Consider the following 16,912-nt stretch of genomic DNA (forward strand, 5'->3'; position numbering starts at 1 on the left):
GGGAGCGGCTCTTGCGTTTGATCAGATAGCGTCTGCCTACATGTCGATCCTGGTGGCTTTCATCAGGTCACCGATATTGGGTACGGTTTCCAGATGGAAGATCATTTCGCGCAGTCTGCTTAATGCGCCATCGGAAAGTTTGCCGGCGGCGAGGCTCTTCACCTTAACATCGAGTTCCTGCTCGCTCATCGGGGAGCGTGGATCCCCCTTAGGCCAGTCCAGATGCTTGGAGAACTTGCGGCCATCTTTCATAGCGATGCGGACGTTGCACGGCTGAATCTTGGGGAATAGCTTCTCGAAGGCCGGTTCGGCACGGACCTTGATTTTGGGCAGCGTTTCGCGGATCTGCGGATTGAACAGATACTCTTCCTCAAAGATGTCCGGGGTTACGCGATGCAGCACCATGGCCGCCGCGAGGCAGTAGGGCAGGGAATGGTCGGCGGTTTCGCGGGTGGTGGGATTGTACTTGGATGGATCGGAGAGAATGTCCGCCGCCTTCGCCAGCGTGTCGATCTCCACCAACTCGATTTCTTCGGCCTTCAGCTTGTTTTCCAGCACAAGGTCCAGCACGCCGGAGATCGGCGCGTGAGTAAGGGCCTCGGTGGGGAAAGCCTTCATGCCGCACTGGATGACCTGCCAGCTCTGTCCCAGACCATCGGTCAGCCGGCCCAGATCCCAGTCGGGACCGAGACATTCGGTCAAGCCTTCCTTGCCATCAATCACGTGGGCCGGGCCTTGGTAGCCCTTTTCCGCCAGCAGCGCCGCGACGACGCCACTCTGGGTGGCCATGGGATCGACGGTATTCTTCATCATGGTAAGCTTGCCTGCGGTCACGCAGCCCAGTGTCATGGAATGTGAACCGGAGATACCCATAGCGTGGGTCAGCTTAGCCGCATCCAGTCCCAGCATCTTGCCGGCGACCAGCGGTGAGACAAACGCGGTCAGCGCGGCATGGTGCCACTTGCGCTCGCGGATGCCGGGCAGGCCCGCCTGACAGATGCGCATTTCAAATTCATAGGCCAGAGCGATACCGAGGATCAGATCTTTGCCCGATTTACCACGGGCTTCGCCGGTGCTTAGAGCGGCAGGAATGAGATCCGAGGGGTGGCAGGGATCCTGATTCCAATAGATGTCATTGTAGTCCAGTGCGCGGATGAGCAGCCCGTTGACCAGGCTGGTGTGCACGGCTGGGGCACGTTCGCCCGTGCCGATAATGCTGGAATCGCCGGGGCCGCCGAGGTCCCGCATGAAGTCCCGCATCATCGAGGCATCGCGGGTATTCAGTCCGCCGTAGGCACATCCCAGCGAGTCCCAGAGGAATCGCTTGACATGGTGTACGGCTTCCGTCGAAAGGTCTTCGTAGCGCACCTTCTCCGTGAAGGCGGCCATCTGTTCAGCTACAGTTGCCAAGTTCGTTCTCCTTACGTCCGTCGCAAGCCACCGGCGGCGCTTGCGGTTCAGTATCCTGAATGGAATATTTCGAAATTTGCCTTTGCCAGAAAAGCCAGAATTGCCAAGAGGCCGATGAGCAGCATTGCGCTTTCGGCACGGATAGCGGCAAGCAGTCTTACCCGTCCACGGGTTTTGGTAAAGCTGTCGGGTTGCACCATCCGTCCGAAGGAAAACCAGCGTGGCACGGTGCGGCAGTAGTCGGCATACGCCTCGCCATAGCGTTCGTGCAGCGCGAGTTCTTCCCACTCAATGACCAGCGCGGTCACAATCCCCCCACAAACCAGCGTGACCAGCACAAACCACGGCATGCGCGACATCATGGCAATGCCCAGCGCAATGGCGCCTTCTGCCAGATAGACCGGATTGCGCGTCACGGCGTAAGGGCCTTCGGTCTTCATGGCGCTGGGATCATAGACATCCAGTGGATTGTGCGATCCCGTGAAGCGGTAGCAGACGATGCGCAGGAGTGTGCCGAAGAGAATGCCCATCGCGCCGGCGATCATCATGAAGTTGCCGCTGCGCACAGGCCATTCGTGAATGGGCATGAACAGTCCGATACCGAGCAGTGGCACAAGTCCCCACTTGCGGTGGCGATGAAGCCAGTAGCCGATAGCCCGACGGTTGCTCGCGTTGAAGAGAGTCTTCACGCTATCATCTCTTGGTGAGGTTACTATGGCGGACACGCGTTGCGGAGCGGTCCGTGACTGTATCACAATGTATCGTCGCCGGCGCTGCTATAGGCAGCGTCGCCCGGATTCCACATGGAGCATGCACAATTCCACGATGCGTCGCATCAGCACGACATGCGTTACAAAGGGGATATGTGGGAAAGGGAGTTCCTTTCCCCGACGCGCTGCAAAGCGGGACCGGGTGAAAATATTTGCTGCGTGAAGATCGCGACATCAGGGATAGACGGCGTGGCATTATGCAGAAGCTGCAAACGGTATCCACTATTGCTGACACGCGAACTTCGGTACGATGATCGTGCGACGGTTGGCGGATGGCCTTTGGTTGTGCTCCCTGCTACAATGGCGGCTGTTTTCACAGCAGGGGCAGGCTCTTCGGTTCGCCGTCTGTGTGCGAAGGGCTTGGGGCATCCCAAATGCCATGTCCTACCACGTAGTCTGAGGATTCTGACTTAGCAGATGACGCCAGCAGATGTGGCTTGGCGGCAACGGCTCCCAAGATGTGGGGTCAGGCGGCGAAACAGGTCTCGATTTTGCTTTAGGTGAGTCGGAAGGCCATCCCAAGGGCTGTAGTGAATACCCTCACGCTGACTTCGCCCCCGGCATCCGAGAACTTACTCAGAATCTCTTGAAAAATCAAGACCAAGCGTCCAGTTAGTCGAACCCATTTGCCAGTTGATGAGTACAAAGAGTCAGCATGAGTGAACGTAGCCTTCATAATCCCGGTTCATCTGAACCCACCGCGAGCCCTTCCGAAGGGCGGATGCTTCCACAGGAATTTCAAGCCCTTGATCTTGCCTTTTTGGGCTCTCTGTTGCCCGGAATCATCCACAACCTGGCCACACCGCTTTCCGGAGTGTTAGGGGCCACACAGCTTCTGGAGAAACGCGCCTCTACCATCGAGGAACTGGTGGCGCAGCTTGAGAGCCTGGCCGAAGCGGAACGGGCGGAATTGGCCAAACAGTTCGACCGGAACCGGACCAATGTGGATATTCTGGCCCGGAATGCCAAGCATCTGGCCGACCTGCTGCAGGTGCTGGTGCAGCGGATCAACCGGGGAAGTTGCACGGCAGCCGAGTATTACTCGGTAAATGACCTGCTGCAGAATGAATTGCGGTTCCTCGAATCCAATCTGGCCTTCAAGCATAAGGTCAAGAAGCAGGTGTCTCTGGCGCCGGATCTGCCCGTTATCAAGTATGTGTATGGGCACGTGGCCGCGGCGATGGATGAGTTTGTGATCAGTTCCCTTAGCTTGCACGACTTCAGCAAGGGCATTTCGGAAATGGAGTTTGCCACGTCCGCCAATGAGGCGGTGGTGATGGTGAACGTGATCGGGCATCTGATCATGCAGCAGAATCCGATGGACGTGGCGGGACCTTTGGAGTCTTACCTTCAGCGGCTGCGCGAGGAAAACTGGACGGCGCAATGCAGCATGTCCTCGGACCTGCGCAAGCTTCACCTGTCCTGTCCGCGGCCCGCCCCGAGAACTTGATTGGCTTTGGCATTCTTCGTATCTTGGCTCACTCTCCCTGAACGGCATTCGAGACCTTACGGTCTCGTTTGCTTTTGTGGCCTGTCACCAAACCGGGTTAGACCTTATGCCGACATCCGATATTTTCTCCCGCGCCAAATCGTTGTCGCCGGAAGTAGACATTGCACTGGAGGCGGCGCGCCTGGGTGGCGATGTATTGCTAAGTTTCTGGCAGCAGCTTCAGACAAAGCAGATCCATGAGAAGGGCAAGGGGGATCTTGTTACCGCAGCGGACGTGGCATCAGAAGAGGTAATTACGGACTTTCTGAAGCGGGAGATGCCCGAGGCGGCAATCGTCTCGGAAGAAGGTCACGGACAGGATGGGAATGGGCCGGTCTGGTACGTGGATCCGCTGGATGGGACCACCAATTTTGTGCAGCAGTTTCCGGTGTTTGCCGTGAGCATCGGCATGGCACAGACCGCAGACCGCACAGATGCGAAGTTGCGTTGCGGCGTGGTGTACAATCCGGTCACAGGGGACTTATTCTATGGCTCCAAGGGAAAGGGCAGCTACCACGGTGATTTGCCGCTAAAGGGCTCACCGAAGACGGATTTAGGGGATTTGGTTGTTGCTACCGGCTTCCCGCGCCGTTATGTGGATGAACTGGCAAGTTATCTGAAGGAGTTTGCGGCGATCTTTCCGGAGGTGCGGGGTATCCGCCGCGCGGGAAGTGCGGCTCTGGATTTGTGCTGGACCGCGCAGGCGATTTTTGACGGCTTCTGGGAACACCGGCTGTCGCCATGGGACGTGGCTGCTGGGGCTTTGATTGTCGAAGAGGCCGGCGGGATCTGTTCCGATTTTGAAGGCAAACGCGGTTTCCTGCAAAGCGGGGACATTCTGGGGGCTACACCACAGGTGCATGCGCAGCTTTTGAGGTTGATTCAGAAGTCGCGGGATTAAGCTGAATGTGCAGAAAATAGAAAGGGCCGGCTCTGATGAGCCGGCCCTTTGATTGTCCGGGCAAATCGGCCTGCCTGATTAGCTCACCTGTCTCGGCAGAGGCATGATCGGGCGAGACGCATCCGCGCACTCCCCATTTCGACGCAACACATCCCATTTGGTGTCCGGCGCTTTGCAATTCACCCGTGCGAACGCCATTTGCGACAAGCAGTGCATAAATTGATGTGTCAATTTCTACGTGGCAAATACAGGTGCTCTGTGCCGACACCTATTGATTCCTGCTATACTAAGCATTATAATGACGCAGTGACCAACCGATGTTCATTCGCGGACGATTTTGCACAAGGAAAAGACAGCGGCTGGTTCAATGTCGGTTTGGATCGAAGATATTCACTGACCAAAGTTGGAGGTGCGGATGAAGGTGCTCTTACTTGCGTTAGCATTGGCGGTAATGCTGCCGGGGCTCGGGTGGGCTTTGCCCGTCGTCATTGTTACCGACACAGGGTGTGATGCAACACAAACGCAATGCCCGCCCGGCAGCGTCATGAATTGCTCGGCCTCGAGGTTTGTTGTCGAATCGACGGGGATCTACTACTTCGATACGTGGACGGCCTGCACTGCGGGCAACTGTTGGGACTGCGCCGCCTGTGCCGAAGTTTATGAGACCAATACGGGGACCCTGATTGGCAGTTGCAAGAGCGGTGATTGTTTAGCGGGGCAATGTCAGAATGAGTGCAAAGTGACCTTGACCGCGGGGGTGAGTTATACGCTTGCCGTATGCCTGCGGCCTTGCCAAGTCACTACCGGCTGCAGTCATTGCGGCAATGACTGTCTCGCTAAGGCGTGCATTCACCCCTTGAGTGACCCGCACTGCTGGTAAGCTGTGGCTTAGGGATTTTCCCGGTTGCCCTGCAAAAAGGGCCGGCTCTGATGAGCCGGCCCTTTGACGTATCGGATGGTGTGTCGTTATTTTGTCGGCCAGGTGACGTCGGTCTTGTAACCCTTCTCGTGTTCGAGGTGCAGCTTCAGGCCGGACTTGGCGTTGGCGGGCGGGTCGAATTCGTAAATGCCGGGCTTCAGATTGTCATCCACCAGAGTTTTCGCGGGCAACGCAATGGCCAGCTTGACGTGGCCGCCGTCGCGCACGTAGAGAGCGATCTTGTCGCCCTTGACGATGGCAATGGGCACGAGTTCACGGGAATCGCCCTCGCCGGGCATCGGCGGAGTGGCCGTGATCACCACGGGGAAAACGGATTCACTCTTCTGGCCGAGCGCGGCCAGCTTATAGAAATAGCTGACACCGGAGCGCACCGTGCTATCGGTGAAACTGTATTCCATGGCGTCCTTGGTGGTATGCACCGGGACCTCGGCGACGACCGCGAAGTTTCCCAACTCCTCATAGCCCCGGTAAATCCGGAACATGGTAATCGTGGGGGATTGTTTGTCCAGCGTCCAGTTCAAACGCACGCCATCGGTCGAGCTGGCATGGGCAGAGAACAGCGCGAGCAGCGAACAGAGTTCCGGCATGTCCGTGGAGGATGGCTCCGCCGCGCGGGCAAAGGCCGGTACGCCCAGCAGGCCGATCAGGACGAACGCAAGCACGATAGACTTCATTGTATCTCCAAACATGAGTGAATGCCTTAGAGAAGCGGGGGAAAGGACGAATTCGTATTTCTATTTGAATTGCTCAGCCTGCAGGCGGCCTTCGGCTTCATTGACACGGAGCAGGAGCAGGAAGCCCGCAAGGAAGAAGATGATCAGCGATAACATGCCGTAGCGCAGACTGCCGGTGAGAAAAACCGCAAAACCGAAAATCAAGGGTCCCACGGCGCTGGCGAATTTCCCGGAGATCCCGAAGAAGCTGAAGAACTCCGCCGAACGTCCTTCGGGAATCAGCACGGCTTGCAAGGAACGCGACGCCGCCTGCGAGCCGCCCATGACGAGCGCGGTAATGACGCCGAGAATCCAGAACTCGCCCACCGCATTGCCGAAGATGCCCAACTGCCAGCCCCAAAGCACAACGAGCAGCCAGCCGAGCAGACTGACAAGAATAGTGGTGCGATTGCCCAGCAGGTCGGCCAGCCAGCCGAAAATCAGCGATCCGAAGAAGGCGACGAATTGCACCATGAGAAAAAACAGGATCAGATCGGACTGCGAAAGGTGCAATTCCTGATTACCGAAGATCGAGGCCATTACAATCACGGTTTCGATGCCGTCATTGAAGAGCAAATAGGCAAAGAAGAAGCGCGAGAAGTGCGGCAGTTCCTTTAGGCGTGGCAACAAGAGCTGCAGCGTGCGAATGGACTGGCGCAGACTCTGGCGGAGGTGAACCGGGCCGGCGACCTTGGCTGTGGGCACGGCTCGCAGAATAGGAATAGAAAATATCGCCCACCAGATGGCGACGGAGAGGAAACAGTCCTGTACGCTAAAGTAGCCTGCCGGAAGTCCGAGAAGCTGCGGGAATTGCAGCATGACAAGATTCAGGGCGAGCAGCAGGCCGCCGCCGATGTAGCCCCACGCCCAGCCAAGGCCGGAGACTTTGCCGAAATCCTGCGCGTCGGCCACGTCGTAGAGCATGGCATTGTAGAAGACATTGCCGCCGGCAAAGCCGAGCTGACTCAGCAGAAACAGCACGCCGCCCCAGAGCCAGTTTCCCTGACTCACCGTGTACAGCGCCGCTGTTGATAGCACTCCGACGGCAAGATGCAGCGCGAGCATGCGCTTTTTCAAGCCCGCCAGATCACTCAAGGTGGCCAGCAAGGGAGAGGTCACGGCGATCAGGATCATCGACGCGGAGACAAAGAACGTGAACAGCGACGCGCCGGGGACTCGGACGCCGAAGATTTCTGTTCCGTTCGGGCCTCCAGCCACCACACCGGCGTAGTAGGTGTTGAAGATCACGGCCATGATGGTGGTGGCGTAGGCAGAGTTGGCGAAATCGTAGGTCGCCCACGCCCACACCTGACCGGGATTGCCGCGCCGGAAGGAGAAAAGTCCGCTCACGAGGGCCTAACGCACCAACTGCAGTGGCCGCACCAGCGTGGACGAGCCCGCGCGCAGCCGGTAAACATACATGCCGCTGGAGACCGGAACACCGGCGGCGCTCAAGCCATCCCACGTGACGGTTTGCGAAGTGCCCATGCCGAGACCGTCATACAGCGTGCGCACTTCCTGACCGAGCAGATTATAGATGGTCAGGCGCACCGGCTTTGCACCGCGCGGCGCAAGGAAGCTGATGGTAGTGGTCGGGTTGAAGGGATTGGGGAAATTCTGGCTGAGAGTCAGACTCACGGGAAGCTCAGCGCGCGGCGCCGAGTAGGACGCGCTGTTCAGCCAGGCAAAGCAGCGCGTCAGAAAATCGGTGCGTGTGGTGGACTGGCTGATGCCGGAAGCCGCTTCAAGACCGACGCTGAGGAAGATGTAGCGCCCATCGCCGTAGGCTCCTTTGACGCCGCAGGTATCCTGAGTGCCGGCGGCAAAATGCAGAATTCCTTCTGAACCGGGCAATACAAAGATGGAAGACGGGCTGGTTTGGTTCTGTGCGCCGCCCTGGCCCAGCAGGTACAGGTCTACACCGCTGAACGTGGTATCATCCTCTTCACCGAATACGCGCCGGAGGTTGGTTGCGTTGTTGCGCGGTGAGCAATGCAGAACATCGCGCAGGAATGCCGTGTTACTGGTATCGTCGGAGATGTTCTGTCCGGACAGGATCAGGCGTCCACCACCGTTAAGGTACTCCATCATGCCGTTGCGGCCCAAACTGCCAAGAGTCGGCGATACCGCATTCCCCGTAAACCAGATGACGGTGGGGATAGAGGTCAAATCCACCATACCGAGGGCGGCCAGATCCCAGGTTCGCACATGTAGACTAAACGGCTCCAGCGACGTTTCGTAGAACCGTTCCAGCGTGTCGCCGGGGCTGTTGTCGATCAAGGCGACATCTGTTCCGCCGAGGGTGAAGTCCACCTGTTGCGGAATCGCGCCCGGGGTCAAGGTCACATTCTGGCGAGCATCCATATAGCGCAACGGCGGAATCACGCGAATCGTGTTGATGCCGGCCATCAGATGACGCGGGCCGTTGGTATAGAGGCTATCATTGGACTGCTCCACGGCAGTCCAGACCGAATCCGGATACGAACCATTGTAGAATTCGATCCGCACGGGGAAATGATCCTGCGGAGACACTCCGGTAATTGCGCCGAAAACGTTCACGCCGCGCCGGATGTCAAAGGCGGTTGAAAGCGTATCGTTGGCCGCATTGTCATCGGCAGGCGCAGTCACGTGCAGGACGAGCGGGCAAGACGGCGGCAGGGTGGAATCATCGGCCATAACCCAGCGATGGGGCATGGTGATGACGCTGTCGCGTCCGCCTTCCAACCGAATGGAAACGGAATCGGAATAGGCAAGGCCCGAAACCCGCACCCACAGGGTCTGGGCTTCAATACCGTTGTTGACGACGGAGGCCGAGATCAGCAGCGAATCCCCGGCCAGATGCGGCAGGACGGGATTGGGAGAGATGAATGCCCGCGCTGCCACATCAAAGTGCGGCATGCGATTGATGATGCGCTCCATCCCCATCCAGCCCATGTAGGAACTGACCCACGACGCGTCATTGGTGACGGGATAACTCCGGCCGGGAGTAATGCCGCCGTCGTTGTCGGTATCCAGACCGATCAGAGAATCGGTGATGAACACGGCATTATTCCAGTAGGTGGAATCGCCCGTAAGTTCAAAGCACTTGTTCTGAGCGTTGCAGTACCACGCATTATAGGAATGGTTCCACGTGCCGCTGGAAGACCAGACACGAAGCTGTGAACCGTATTGGTTGATCCACGCTTCGCCGCTGTCGGGATAGGCCGCGAACAGGCTCTCGCAGAGTCCCCACAGTGCGGTGCCGCCGCAGAGAGCCCAGCTCTCATTGCCGCTTAGACGCTGCGGATAGTTCTCGAACCAGCGTTTGATGGAGCGCGCGGTGTTAAGGGCGTGATTGGTCCAGTCGGTACGCTGCCGGTAAACCGCATGCGGATACATGCCACCGATGGCCAGTCCTGCTGCCAGCGGATCAAGCTGAGAAAGATCGTGCGAAGTCTCATTGATGACCAGCGTATTGATCATCGTCCACCAGGCGCAACTGTCCGCGTACCAATTCCACGTCGTATCATTATAGGCTTGGCGGTACTTGGCTACGGCTTCGAACCCCCAGCCGCAATTGTGACCGGAATAGTATCCCGCGCCTTCACGCCAGGCAGGCCACAGGGAAAGATACCCTTGGGCCATGCGGATATGCGGACCGTAGGTGGCCGTGTCGCCGGTCCAGATGGCATACTGCGACCAGACGCGGATGGCTTCCTGGGTGTTATCGGTCTCAATAATGCTGTGATCGCTGCCGCTCTCACCTTCGATCATGCCGCCATGATTGGAGCCGGCGTCGGTAAATTGCAGACCGACCAGAAAATCGCAGAGCATGCGATAGTGCTGGAAGTAGGCGATATCGTCAAGGGCATGGCGCCGTCCATGGGGAGCGGTGGGGCGGAGGGAGGGATCCTGCGTGGCGTGAGTCCGCTGGAATTCCTCAGCGATCTGCTGGGGAGTCCAGTAGGGAGTCGAAGATGCGGGCTTGACCGCAAACAGCACGCTAAGGACCGCAAGCACCGAGAAGATCCGGACATGCCGGAAAAAAGCCTTGCCATGTGCCATGAGCAACCCTCCTTGAAGCCAATACGGTGAGTATGAACGGAACGTTGTTACTTCTTGTGAGCCGTCGCCTGAATGTAGGTCTTGAACCCTTCGCCCGATCCGGGAACGGCGACATCGAAGCGGATGGTCACATCTGCGCTGTCGGTGCGGGTGTAGGTCAAGCGATAACGAGACTGGCCCGCCAGTGAATCGCTGAGGAAGATGACAGCGTTCTTGTCGGCGGCGAATTCCACGCCGTAGCGAATCACGTGGCCTTCATTATCGTAGTAGTCTGCGCGGGTGGCATGATCCGGTAGTTGGTAGATTACCATCAGATCGTCGTGCCGGTAGGCGGGTTGATCCTTGGTGGCAGGATATTCCGCAATATTCTTGCGGGTGATCACCCTGCCTTGCAAATCGGGCGCGAAGATAAAAGAACCTGTCCCTTGGCCCGGACTGCCCCCGCCGCCTCCGGTCCACTCGCCTATGAGAAACTGACATGCGCTCCAATCCGGTTTGGATGGCGCGGGCTGTGCAAGCAGCAGAGCCGGGAGCAGGCAAAGGAGTGCGAACAGGCTTTTCATAGACGTTCTACATGAATTTCTTGAAGAATCTCAGGATGCCTTGATTCCAGGCAATGCGGTGAGTGACGCCGGTGCCTTTGGCGATCTCGTGCTTGTGGTCCAGATACCATTGGTAGCTGCGGATCAGGGCGTCGGCATTGGAATACCTGGGCTGCCAGCCGAGGACACTCTTGGCCTTATCAATGGACACGAAGCTATCCTGGTCGGCGGTGCCATAGATCCACTTGTAGAGCGGGGAAAGGTGCAATGCTTCGAACAGCGCCAGCAAGGCCTTAATGGGAGCCGCCCACGTGCCCATAGGCCGCGCACCATTGCCCGCGAAGTCGCACATGGCCTGCATGTCCTGCCGTACCGTGGTGAACTTCTCCGCGCCGATATTGAAGGTGTCATTGACTTTCTTCGGGTCCAACGTAGCGGCAAGGAAGATGGCTTCGGCGAGATCGTCGACCTCGAGGAGCTGGTAGCGGTTCTTGCCGTTGCCGATCATGGGGATGCGCTTACCGTTCTCCACCCAGTCATACAGGATGGCAAACACACCAAGACGGTAGGAACCGATGAAGGACTTGGGACGGACGATAGGAACGCAGAGCTTGTCGCGGTATTTCAGGCAGATTTCTTCGCCCTGAATCTTGCTGATACCATAGTTGCCGACACCCTGAACCTTATCGGTCTCAAAAAGCGGGTGATGATCGGGAATTCCGTAAACCGAGGTGGAGGAGATGAAGATCACGCGAGGCACGCCGGAGGCCAATGCGGCGTCGAGGCAATTGCGGGTGCCCTCCACATTCGTCGAAAAGATGTCCTCTGGTTTCCACAAGGGGAGGGCGGCAGCCGCATGCACGATGACGTCCGGCTTGTGCTCCTTCAGCATGGCGTCAAATCCGGGGCGATCCCTCACATCATGGGTGACAAAAACGGTTCCGGGCTGGTATTCCTGCTTCTCATACGGGGCGATATCTTCGAGGACAACGTCCCAACCTTTGTCGGAAAAGCAATGAGCGGCGTGCAGACCGAGGAAACCTGCGCCCCCGGTAATCAAAACCTTCATTTCTGTGATACCTCCGAAATGCAAAGGATCAACATCCGGCGCGGGCGGGCACTGGCCGAATGATTGGGGTCAAGCTACTGAAAATGGGGAACTTTAAGTCGCTCTGCCGGGTACTGGAAATGGCCGGGCTAAGAAAAGAGCGGTTAAAAGTCAAGCTGTTAATTATTCGGCGTTTGTGTGTACCTTTGCCTGTGGATTTTCGGCTGCAAAGGCTAATAGACAGACCGACTTAAGAGCATTGAATAAGATACCAATACGGTTTTGAACTTGCAAGGGGAAGCCGGTGCCCGCGCGCCGGATTTCTTTTCTTAAGGTTGACAAAAACTAAGCACTGCCGTATATTTGTAAGTTCTAATCTGCCGGAGGCTGACATCATTCTGGACGACAAGCCCCGCGACCATTGCGGGATCATGGGTGTCTTTGGACACCCCCATGCTGCTGAACTGACGTATCTGGGCCTGTTTGCGTTGCAACACCGCGGGCAGGAATCCGCCGGAATCGTTTCGACCGACGGGAGCGCGCTGTTTGATGTGCGGGGCATGGGTCTGGTTGCCGACGTGTTTAATGACCATTCGAAGTTCAATTCCCTCACGGGTAACCGCGCGATTGGCCATGTACGATATTCAACCGCGGGCGGTTCGATACTGGCGAACATCCAGCCTCTCGTGGTGCGGACCAAAGACGGTCCGCTGGCGGTTGCGCATAACGGCAACCTGACGAATGCCCGCGAACTCCGTGCCAAACTGGAGGAAGAGGGCGCGATCTTTCAGACGGAATCGGACACGGAGCTGTTTGTGCATCTCGTGTCCCATTCCCATGAGCCGACTCTGCGGGGGCGGATCTCGGAAGCCCTGCTTCAGGTACGCGGAGCGTTTTCGCTGCTGTTTCTGACCAAGGATGAAATGGTGGTGGCGCGCGACCCGAGCGGATTCCGGCCCTTGTGCCTCGGGGGCAAGGGTGATACGATTGTTGCCGCTTCCGAGACCTGTGCGCTGGACCTGATTGATGCAACCTACGTGCGGGATGTTGAGCCGGGCGAGATTGTAACGGTTTCGGTGAATGGCATGGAGAGCCACCGTTATGCCCCGGCAGCGCTGCATATGTGCGTTTTCGAGTTGATTTATTTTGCCCGGCCCGACAGCCGGATCTTCGGCGATTCGGTGGACCGCACGCGGCGGAAGCTGGGGAAGATTCTGGCGCAGGAAGCGCCGGCGGAAGCGGATATTGTGATCTCGGTGCCGGACTCGTCCAACACATCGGCATTGGGCTATTCGCATCAGAGCGGCATCAAGTTCGAATTGGGGCTGATCCGCAACCATTATATTGGCCGGACCTTTATTAATCCGTCCCAGTTCATGCGCTCCTTTAATGCGCGGGTGAAATACAACCCGGTGGTGGGAGTGCTGAAGGATAAGCGCGTGGTGCTGGTGGAAGACTCGATTGTGCGCGGCACCACCTTGAAGAAACTGGTGGGGGTGCTGCGGCGGGCGGGGGTGAAGGAAATTCACGTGCGCGTGGCGTCACCGCCGATTTTGTACCCCTGCTTTTACGGCATGGACTTCCCGACCCGCAAGGAACTGATTGCCGCGTGGAACACGCAGGACCAGGTGCGGGACTATCTGGGGGTGGACTCGCTGAAGCACATCTCGGTTGAAGGCATGCTGGCCGCCACCCATGATGAACCGGACAAGTATTGTACGGCCTGCTTTACGGGCAAATATCCGGTGCAGCTCTCGGACAGCGAGAATCACATCCTGCACGAGTTCAGCGACAAGGAATGGGCCAAGGCTGAACTGGAACGAGTCATCAAATCCTTGGAATAGAAGCCACGAGCCATAGAAGCCAAAATAGAAGAGACACGTTTGCCTGATTCCTCCCAAAGACTTTGGACCTTTGCCAACATCCTCAGCATCGGCAGACTGGTGCTGCTGGTGCCGCTCTATTTCTTTTTGCATGAGGGCAGGGATTCGAATTGGCTGGCGATGGGCGTGATGGGGGTGGCGCTGTTGACGGATCTGCTGGACGGTCTGATTGCGCGGCATTTCCATCAGGAATCCGAGTGGGGCAAGGTGCTGGATCCACTGGCCGATAAAATCTGGATCGGTTTTCTGGCTCTGTTTCTGGCAATGCCCTGGCGCGATCCGCCGCTGCCGCTGTATTTTGTGGTTGCGCTGATTATCCGGTATGCCCTCGTGCTTACCGGGGCATGGGATGCGCACCGGCGCATGGGCATCATCGTGACTTCCAACTGGCTCGGCAAGATCACGATGGTCTGCGAGGCGCTGACGCTGATCGTCTATACGATCTACATGAATGATTTCTTCCAACAGGTGCTCATTCCCGATATCCTGATGTGGATCACCATTGCCATGATGGTGGTCTCGACGGTCGCCTACTGGCGGCGCTACCAACGGATGCTTGCAGCCGCCCACCAAGCGGGCACGCTCTCCAAATCTTCTCCCCTCAAAATCGACTCGTAGCTTTGAAGTCAAGGCCGGACTCGGATGTCGCTCTTGAACTGGTCATTGTTTACCCTGAACTCACGCCCAATTTGGAGAAAGAGGTGCGGGAGAAGGTCAGGTCTGCTCTGGGCAGAGCCGTCGATGTTAATTGGTTTTTGAACATGTGGAAGGTCTGATCGCCTATGTCCCTTCGCTTTTATAATACGTTGACCCGGCAGGTGGACGAGTTCGTTCCGCGGGACGCTGGGAAGGTGGCGATGTATTCGTGCGGACCGACGGTTTATGACCGTGCACATATCGGCAATTTTCGCGCGTTCCTGTTCGTGGATCTGCTGCGGCGGTATCTGAAGTATCGCGGCTATCAGGTCTTTTCGGTGATGAACCTCACCGACATCGACGACAAGACGATTCGCGGTGCGCAGAAGGAAGGCGTTTCGCTGCGGGAGTTCACCGACCGTTTTATCCAGATTTTCTTCGACGAATGGGATGTTCTGCGGATTCAGAAGGCTGACCTGCACCCACGGGCGACAGACCATATTCCGGAGATGGTGAACCTTGTGCAAACGCTGACCGAGCGCGGTCACGCGTACGAGGCGGATCGCTCCTACTATTATAAGGTAGAGACCTTTCCCACGTACGGACAGTTTGCGCGGCTGGACATGAGCGGCATGCGGCTGGGCGAGCGCGTAGCGTCGGACGAATACGAGAAAGAGAGCGCCCGGGACTTCGCCCTGTGGAAGGGCTGGGGGACCGATGACGGCGACGTCTTCTGGGATACGGCGCTGGGGAAGGGGCGGCCCGGATGGCACCTCGAATGCTCGGCCATGTCGCTGAAGTATCTGGGTAAAGACTTCGACATTCACACGGGCGGGGTGGATCTGATTTTCCCGCATCATCAGAATGAGATCGCGCAGACGGAAGGCGTGACTGACAAGCGCTTGGCGCGCTACTGGCTGCACAACGAGCATCTGCTGGTAGAAGGCGCGAAGATGTCCAAGTCCCTGGGCAACTTCTACACGCTGGAAGATTTGACGTCGCAGGGATGGAAGCCGCGCGAAATCCGGTATGCGCTGCTGTCGGCGCACTACCGTCAGAAGCTCAATTTCACGCAGGCCGGACTGGAAGCGGCGCGGGGAGGGCTCGAGCGGATCGACGCCTGCGTCCGCAACCTGAAGTTTGCCGAAGGTGCCGGGGCGCAGGATCTGCCGGCCATGCTGGCGGGGCACGAAGCGGAATTTGTGGCGGCGATGGATGACGATCTGAACTATCCCAACGCGCTGGCCGTGCTCTTCAATCTGATCCGCGACGTCAATACGCTTTGCGCCGAACAGAAGATCGGACCTACCGAGGCTGAGGTGGCGCGCGGAACGCTGCGGAAACTGGACTCGGTGTTCGGGTTCCTCGATGTGGACCAGGCCGGGGAAGGGGAGAGCGACGAGGAGATTGAACTGTTGATCCAAGCCCGCAACGAAGCCCGCAAGGCCAAGGACTGGGCAGCGGCGGACCGCATCCGGCAGGAGCTTGCCGACCGGAATGTGATCATCGAGGACCGGGCGGGTGGGACGGTTTGGCACCGTAAATGAGGAGGCGGAGGCAGCGGCGGGAGGACAACATGGGCAAAAACCTCAAATTCTCCTCAAAAGCTGTGGAAAATGCAACGAAGGGCCTTGACAAAGATAAATGTCGTGCTTAACTTAGGGTCTTGCATTTTCCGAGGTGTGTTTTCGCCGCTGGCGTAGCTCAACTGGTAGAGCAGGTGATTTGTAATCACCAGGTTGCGGGTTCAAGTCCTGTCGCCAGCTCGAGCATTCTTTTTGGCGCGCACGCGCACCCTTGGAGAGGCCTATTTGGTGGCGTGCCCGAGTGGCTAAAGGGGGCAGACTGTAAATCTGCTGGCATACGCCTACGATGGTTCGAATCCACCCGCCACCACTTCTTGTACACGATTTCGACCAGCTAAGTTGGTTGATACTCAGAGCTTAAGGTGTTCGAGCCCGACGGCGAGTGCCTCAAGGGGCTCTTTTTCGCGCTTCTACGATCCGCCTTATATCGTTGGCGGAGCTGCTGACTCTTAATCAGCGGGTTGACGGTATTTGACAGTGTTTTTCGTGCGGGCGTAGCTCAGTTGGTAGAGCATCAGCCTTCCAAGCTGAATGTCGCGGGTTCGAACCTCGTCGCCCGCTCCACGGAAAATTAGAAATAAGAAACGAAAAATGAGAAAAGCGCGGACTTTTCGTTTTTGGTTTTTCATTTCGTTTTTGCTCTTGTAGCTCAGTTGGTAGAGCGCGTCCTTGGTAAGGACGAGGTCAGCGGTTCAAACCCGCTCAAGAGCTCCATTCGGTTGGGTTTTTGTAGATACTGCTCAGTCAAATCCAATCTACCGTTCCTTCCACCCAAACAACTGCCCGTTATTCCTCCGGGGACTTCCCGGGAACCGAAATCGTTCAAATAAGTATAATTAGGTTTGGACTTCGCGGCAGTTGGCGGATCGTGTTCTCATAGCGAACCGTTTTTATATCACTAATTCGACAAGAAATCAATAGATCTTCAAGCTTTTTGAGGAGGTTCATTC

At 57.3% G+C, this 16,912-nt stretch carries 12 protein-coding genes and 4 tRNA genes; 9 read left to right on the forward strand and 7 right to left on the reverse strand.

The features are described from left to right. Window positions 1–36: 36 nt before the first annotated feature. Together VGL38_11075 and VGL38_11080 are read right to left on the reverse strand one after the other, a co-directional pair. The gene (locus tag VGL38_11075; GenBank protein HEY3295972.1) at window positions 37–1,410 is read right to left on the reverse strand and encodes an MmgE/PrpD family protein; all 1,374 of its coding nucleotides are present in this window, start codon (window positions 1,408–1,410) and stop codon (window positions 37–39) included. 47 nt (window positions 1,411–1,457) lie between these two features. Further along, window positions 1,458–2,099, reverse strand: coding sequence for an isoprenylcysteine carboxylmethyltransferase family protein (locus VGL38_11080; protein HEY3295973.1), 642 nt, complete (start codon window positions 2,097–2,099; stop codon window positions 1,458–1,460). Between the two features lie 736 nt (window positions 2,100–2,835). Here VGL38_11080 and VGL38_11085 point away from each other — a divergent pair. Beyond that, a complete protein-coding gene (locus VGL38_11085; GenBank protein ID HEY3295974.1) occupies window positions 2,836–3,630 on the forward strand; it encodes a hypothetical protein in 795 nt (264 codons plus the stop codon). A 106-nt stretch (window positions 3,631–3,736) separates the two neighbouring features. After that, a complete protein-coding gene (locus tag VGL38_11090) occupies window positions 3,737–4,570 on the forward strand; it encodes an inositol monophosphatase family protein (GenBank protein ID HEY3295975.1) in 834 nt (277 codons plus the stop codon). 966 nt (window positions 4,571–5,536) lie between these two features. Here the strand turns inward: VGL38_11090 and VGL38_11095 are convergent. From VGL38_11095 to VGL38_11115, 5 genes are read right to left on the reverse strand one after another with little or no spacing between them, the layout of a single operon-like run. Beyond that, a complete protein-coding gene (locus VGL38_11095; protein ID HEY3295976.1) occupies window positions 5,537–6,184 on the reverse strand; it encodes a hypothetical protein in 648 nt (215 codons plus the stop codon). 60 nt (window positions 6,185–6,244) lie between these two features. Further along, a complete protein-coding gene (locus VGL38_11100; GenBank protein HEY3295977.1) occupies window positions 6,245–7,573 on the reverse strand; it encodes an MFS transporter in 1,329 nt (442 codons plus the stop codon). A 6-nt stretch (window positions 7,574–7,579) separates the two neighbouring features. Next, window positions 7,580–10,267 carry a T9SS type A sorting domain-containing protein gene (locus VGL38_11105; GenBank protein HEY3295978.1) on the reverse strand — a complete coding sequence of 896 codons (2,688 nt, stop codon included), beginning with the start codon at window positions 10,265–10,267 and terminating at the stop codon, window positions 7,580–7,582. Window positions 10,268–10,314: 47 nt separating this feature from the next. Beyond that, entirely contained in the window at window positions 10,315–10,830 is a 516-nt protein-coding gene (locus tag VGL38_11110) for a hypothetical protein (GenBank protein HEY3295979.1), read from the reverse strand. Window positions 10,831–10,837: 7 nt separating this feature from the next. Next, window positions 10,838–11,878 carry an NAD(P)-dependent oxidoreductase gene (locus tag VGL38_11115; GenBank protein HEY3295980.1) on the reverse strand — a complete coding sequence of 347 codons (1,041 nt, stop codon included), beginning with the start codon at window positions 11,876–11,878 and terminating at the stop codon, window positions 10,838–10,840. Between the two features lie 314 nt (window positions 11,879–12,192). Between VGL38_11115 and purF the strand changes: the two genes are divergently transcribed. The 7 genes from purF to VGL38_11150 all read left to right on the forward strand — a co-directional run bounded on the left by purF (window position 12,193) and on the right by VGL38_11150 (window position 16,676). Beyond that, complete coding sequence (gene purF / locus VGL38_11120; GenBank protein ID HEY3295981.1) at window positions 12,193–13,701, forward strand: amidophosphoribosyltransferase; 1,509 nt, start codon at window positions 12,193–12,195, stop codon at window positions 13,699–13,701. Window positions 13,702–13,740: 39 nt separating this feature from the next. Further along, complete coding sequence (locus tag VGL38_11125) at window positions 13,741–14,358, forward strand: CDP-alcohol phosphatidyltransferase family protein (protein ID HEY3295982.1); 618 nt, start codon at window positions 13,741–13,743, stop codon at window positions 14,356–14,358. A 164-nt stretch (window positions 14,359–14,522) separates the two neighbouring features. Next, the gene (gene cysS / locus VGL38_11130) at window positions 14,523–15,923 is read left to right on the forward strand and encodes a cysteine--tRNA ligase (GenBank protein ID HEY3295983.1); all 1,401 of its coding nucleotides are present in this window, start codon (window positions 14,523–14,525) and stop codon (window positions 15,921–15,923) included. Between the two features lie 146 nt (window positions 15,924–16,069). Beyond that, a tRNA-Thr gene (locus VGL38_11135) sits at window positions 16,070–16,142 on the forward strand. Between the two features lie 47 nt (window positions 16,143–16,189). After that, window positions 16,190–16,272 (forward strand) — tRNA-Tyr (locus VGL38_11140). A gap of 178 nt (window positions 16,273–16,450) precedes the next feature. Beyond that, window positions 16,451–16,526 (forward strand) — tRNA-Gly (locus VGL38_11145). A 74-nt stretch (window positions 16,527–16,600) separates the two neighbouring features. Continuing rightward, window positions 16,601–16,676: transfer RNA gene (locus VGL38_11150), tRNA-Thr, on the forward strand. Window positions 16,677–16,912 lie beyond the last annotated feature (236 nt).

The organism is bacterium (genome assembly GCA_036504735.1).
GTDB lineage: Bacteria > Electryoneota > RPQS01 > RPQS01 > RPQS01 > DASXUQ01.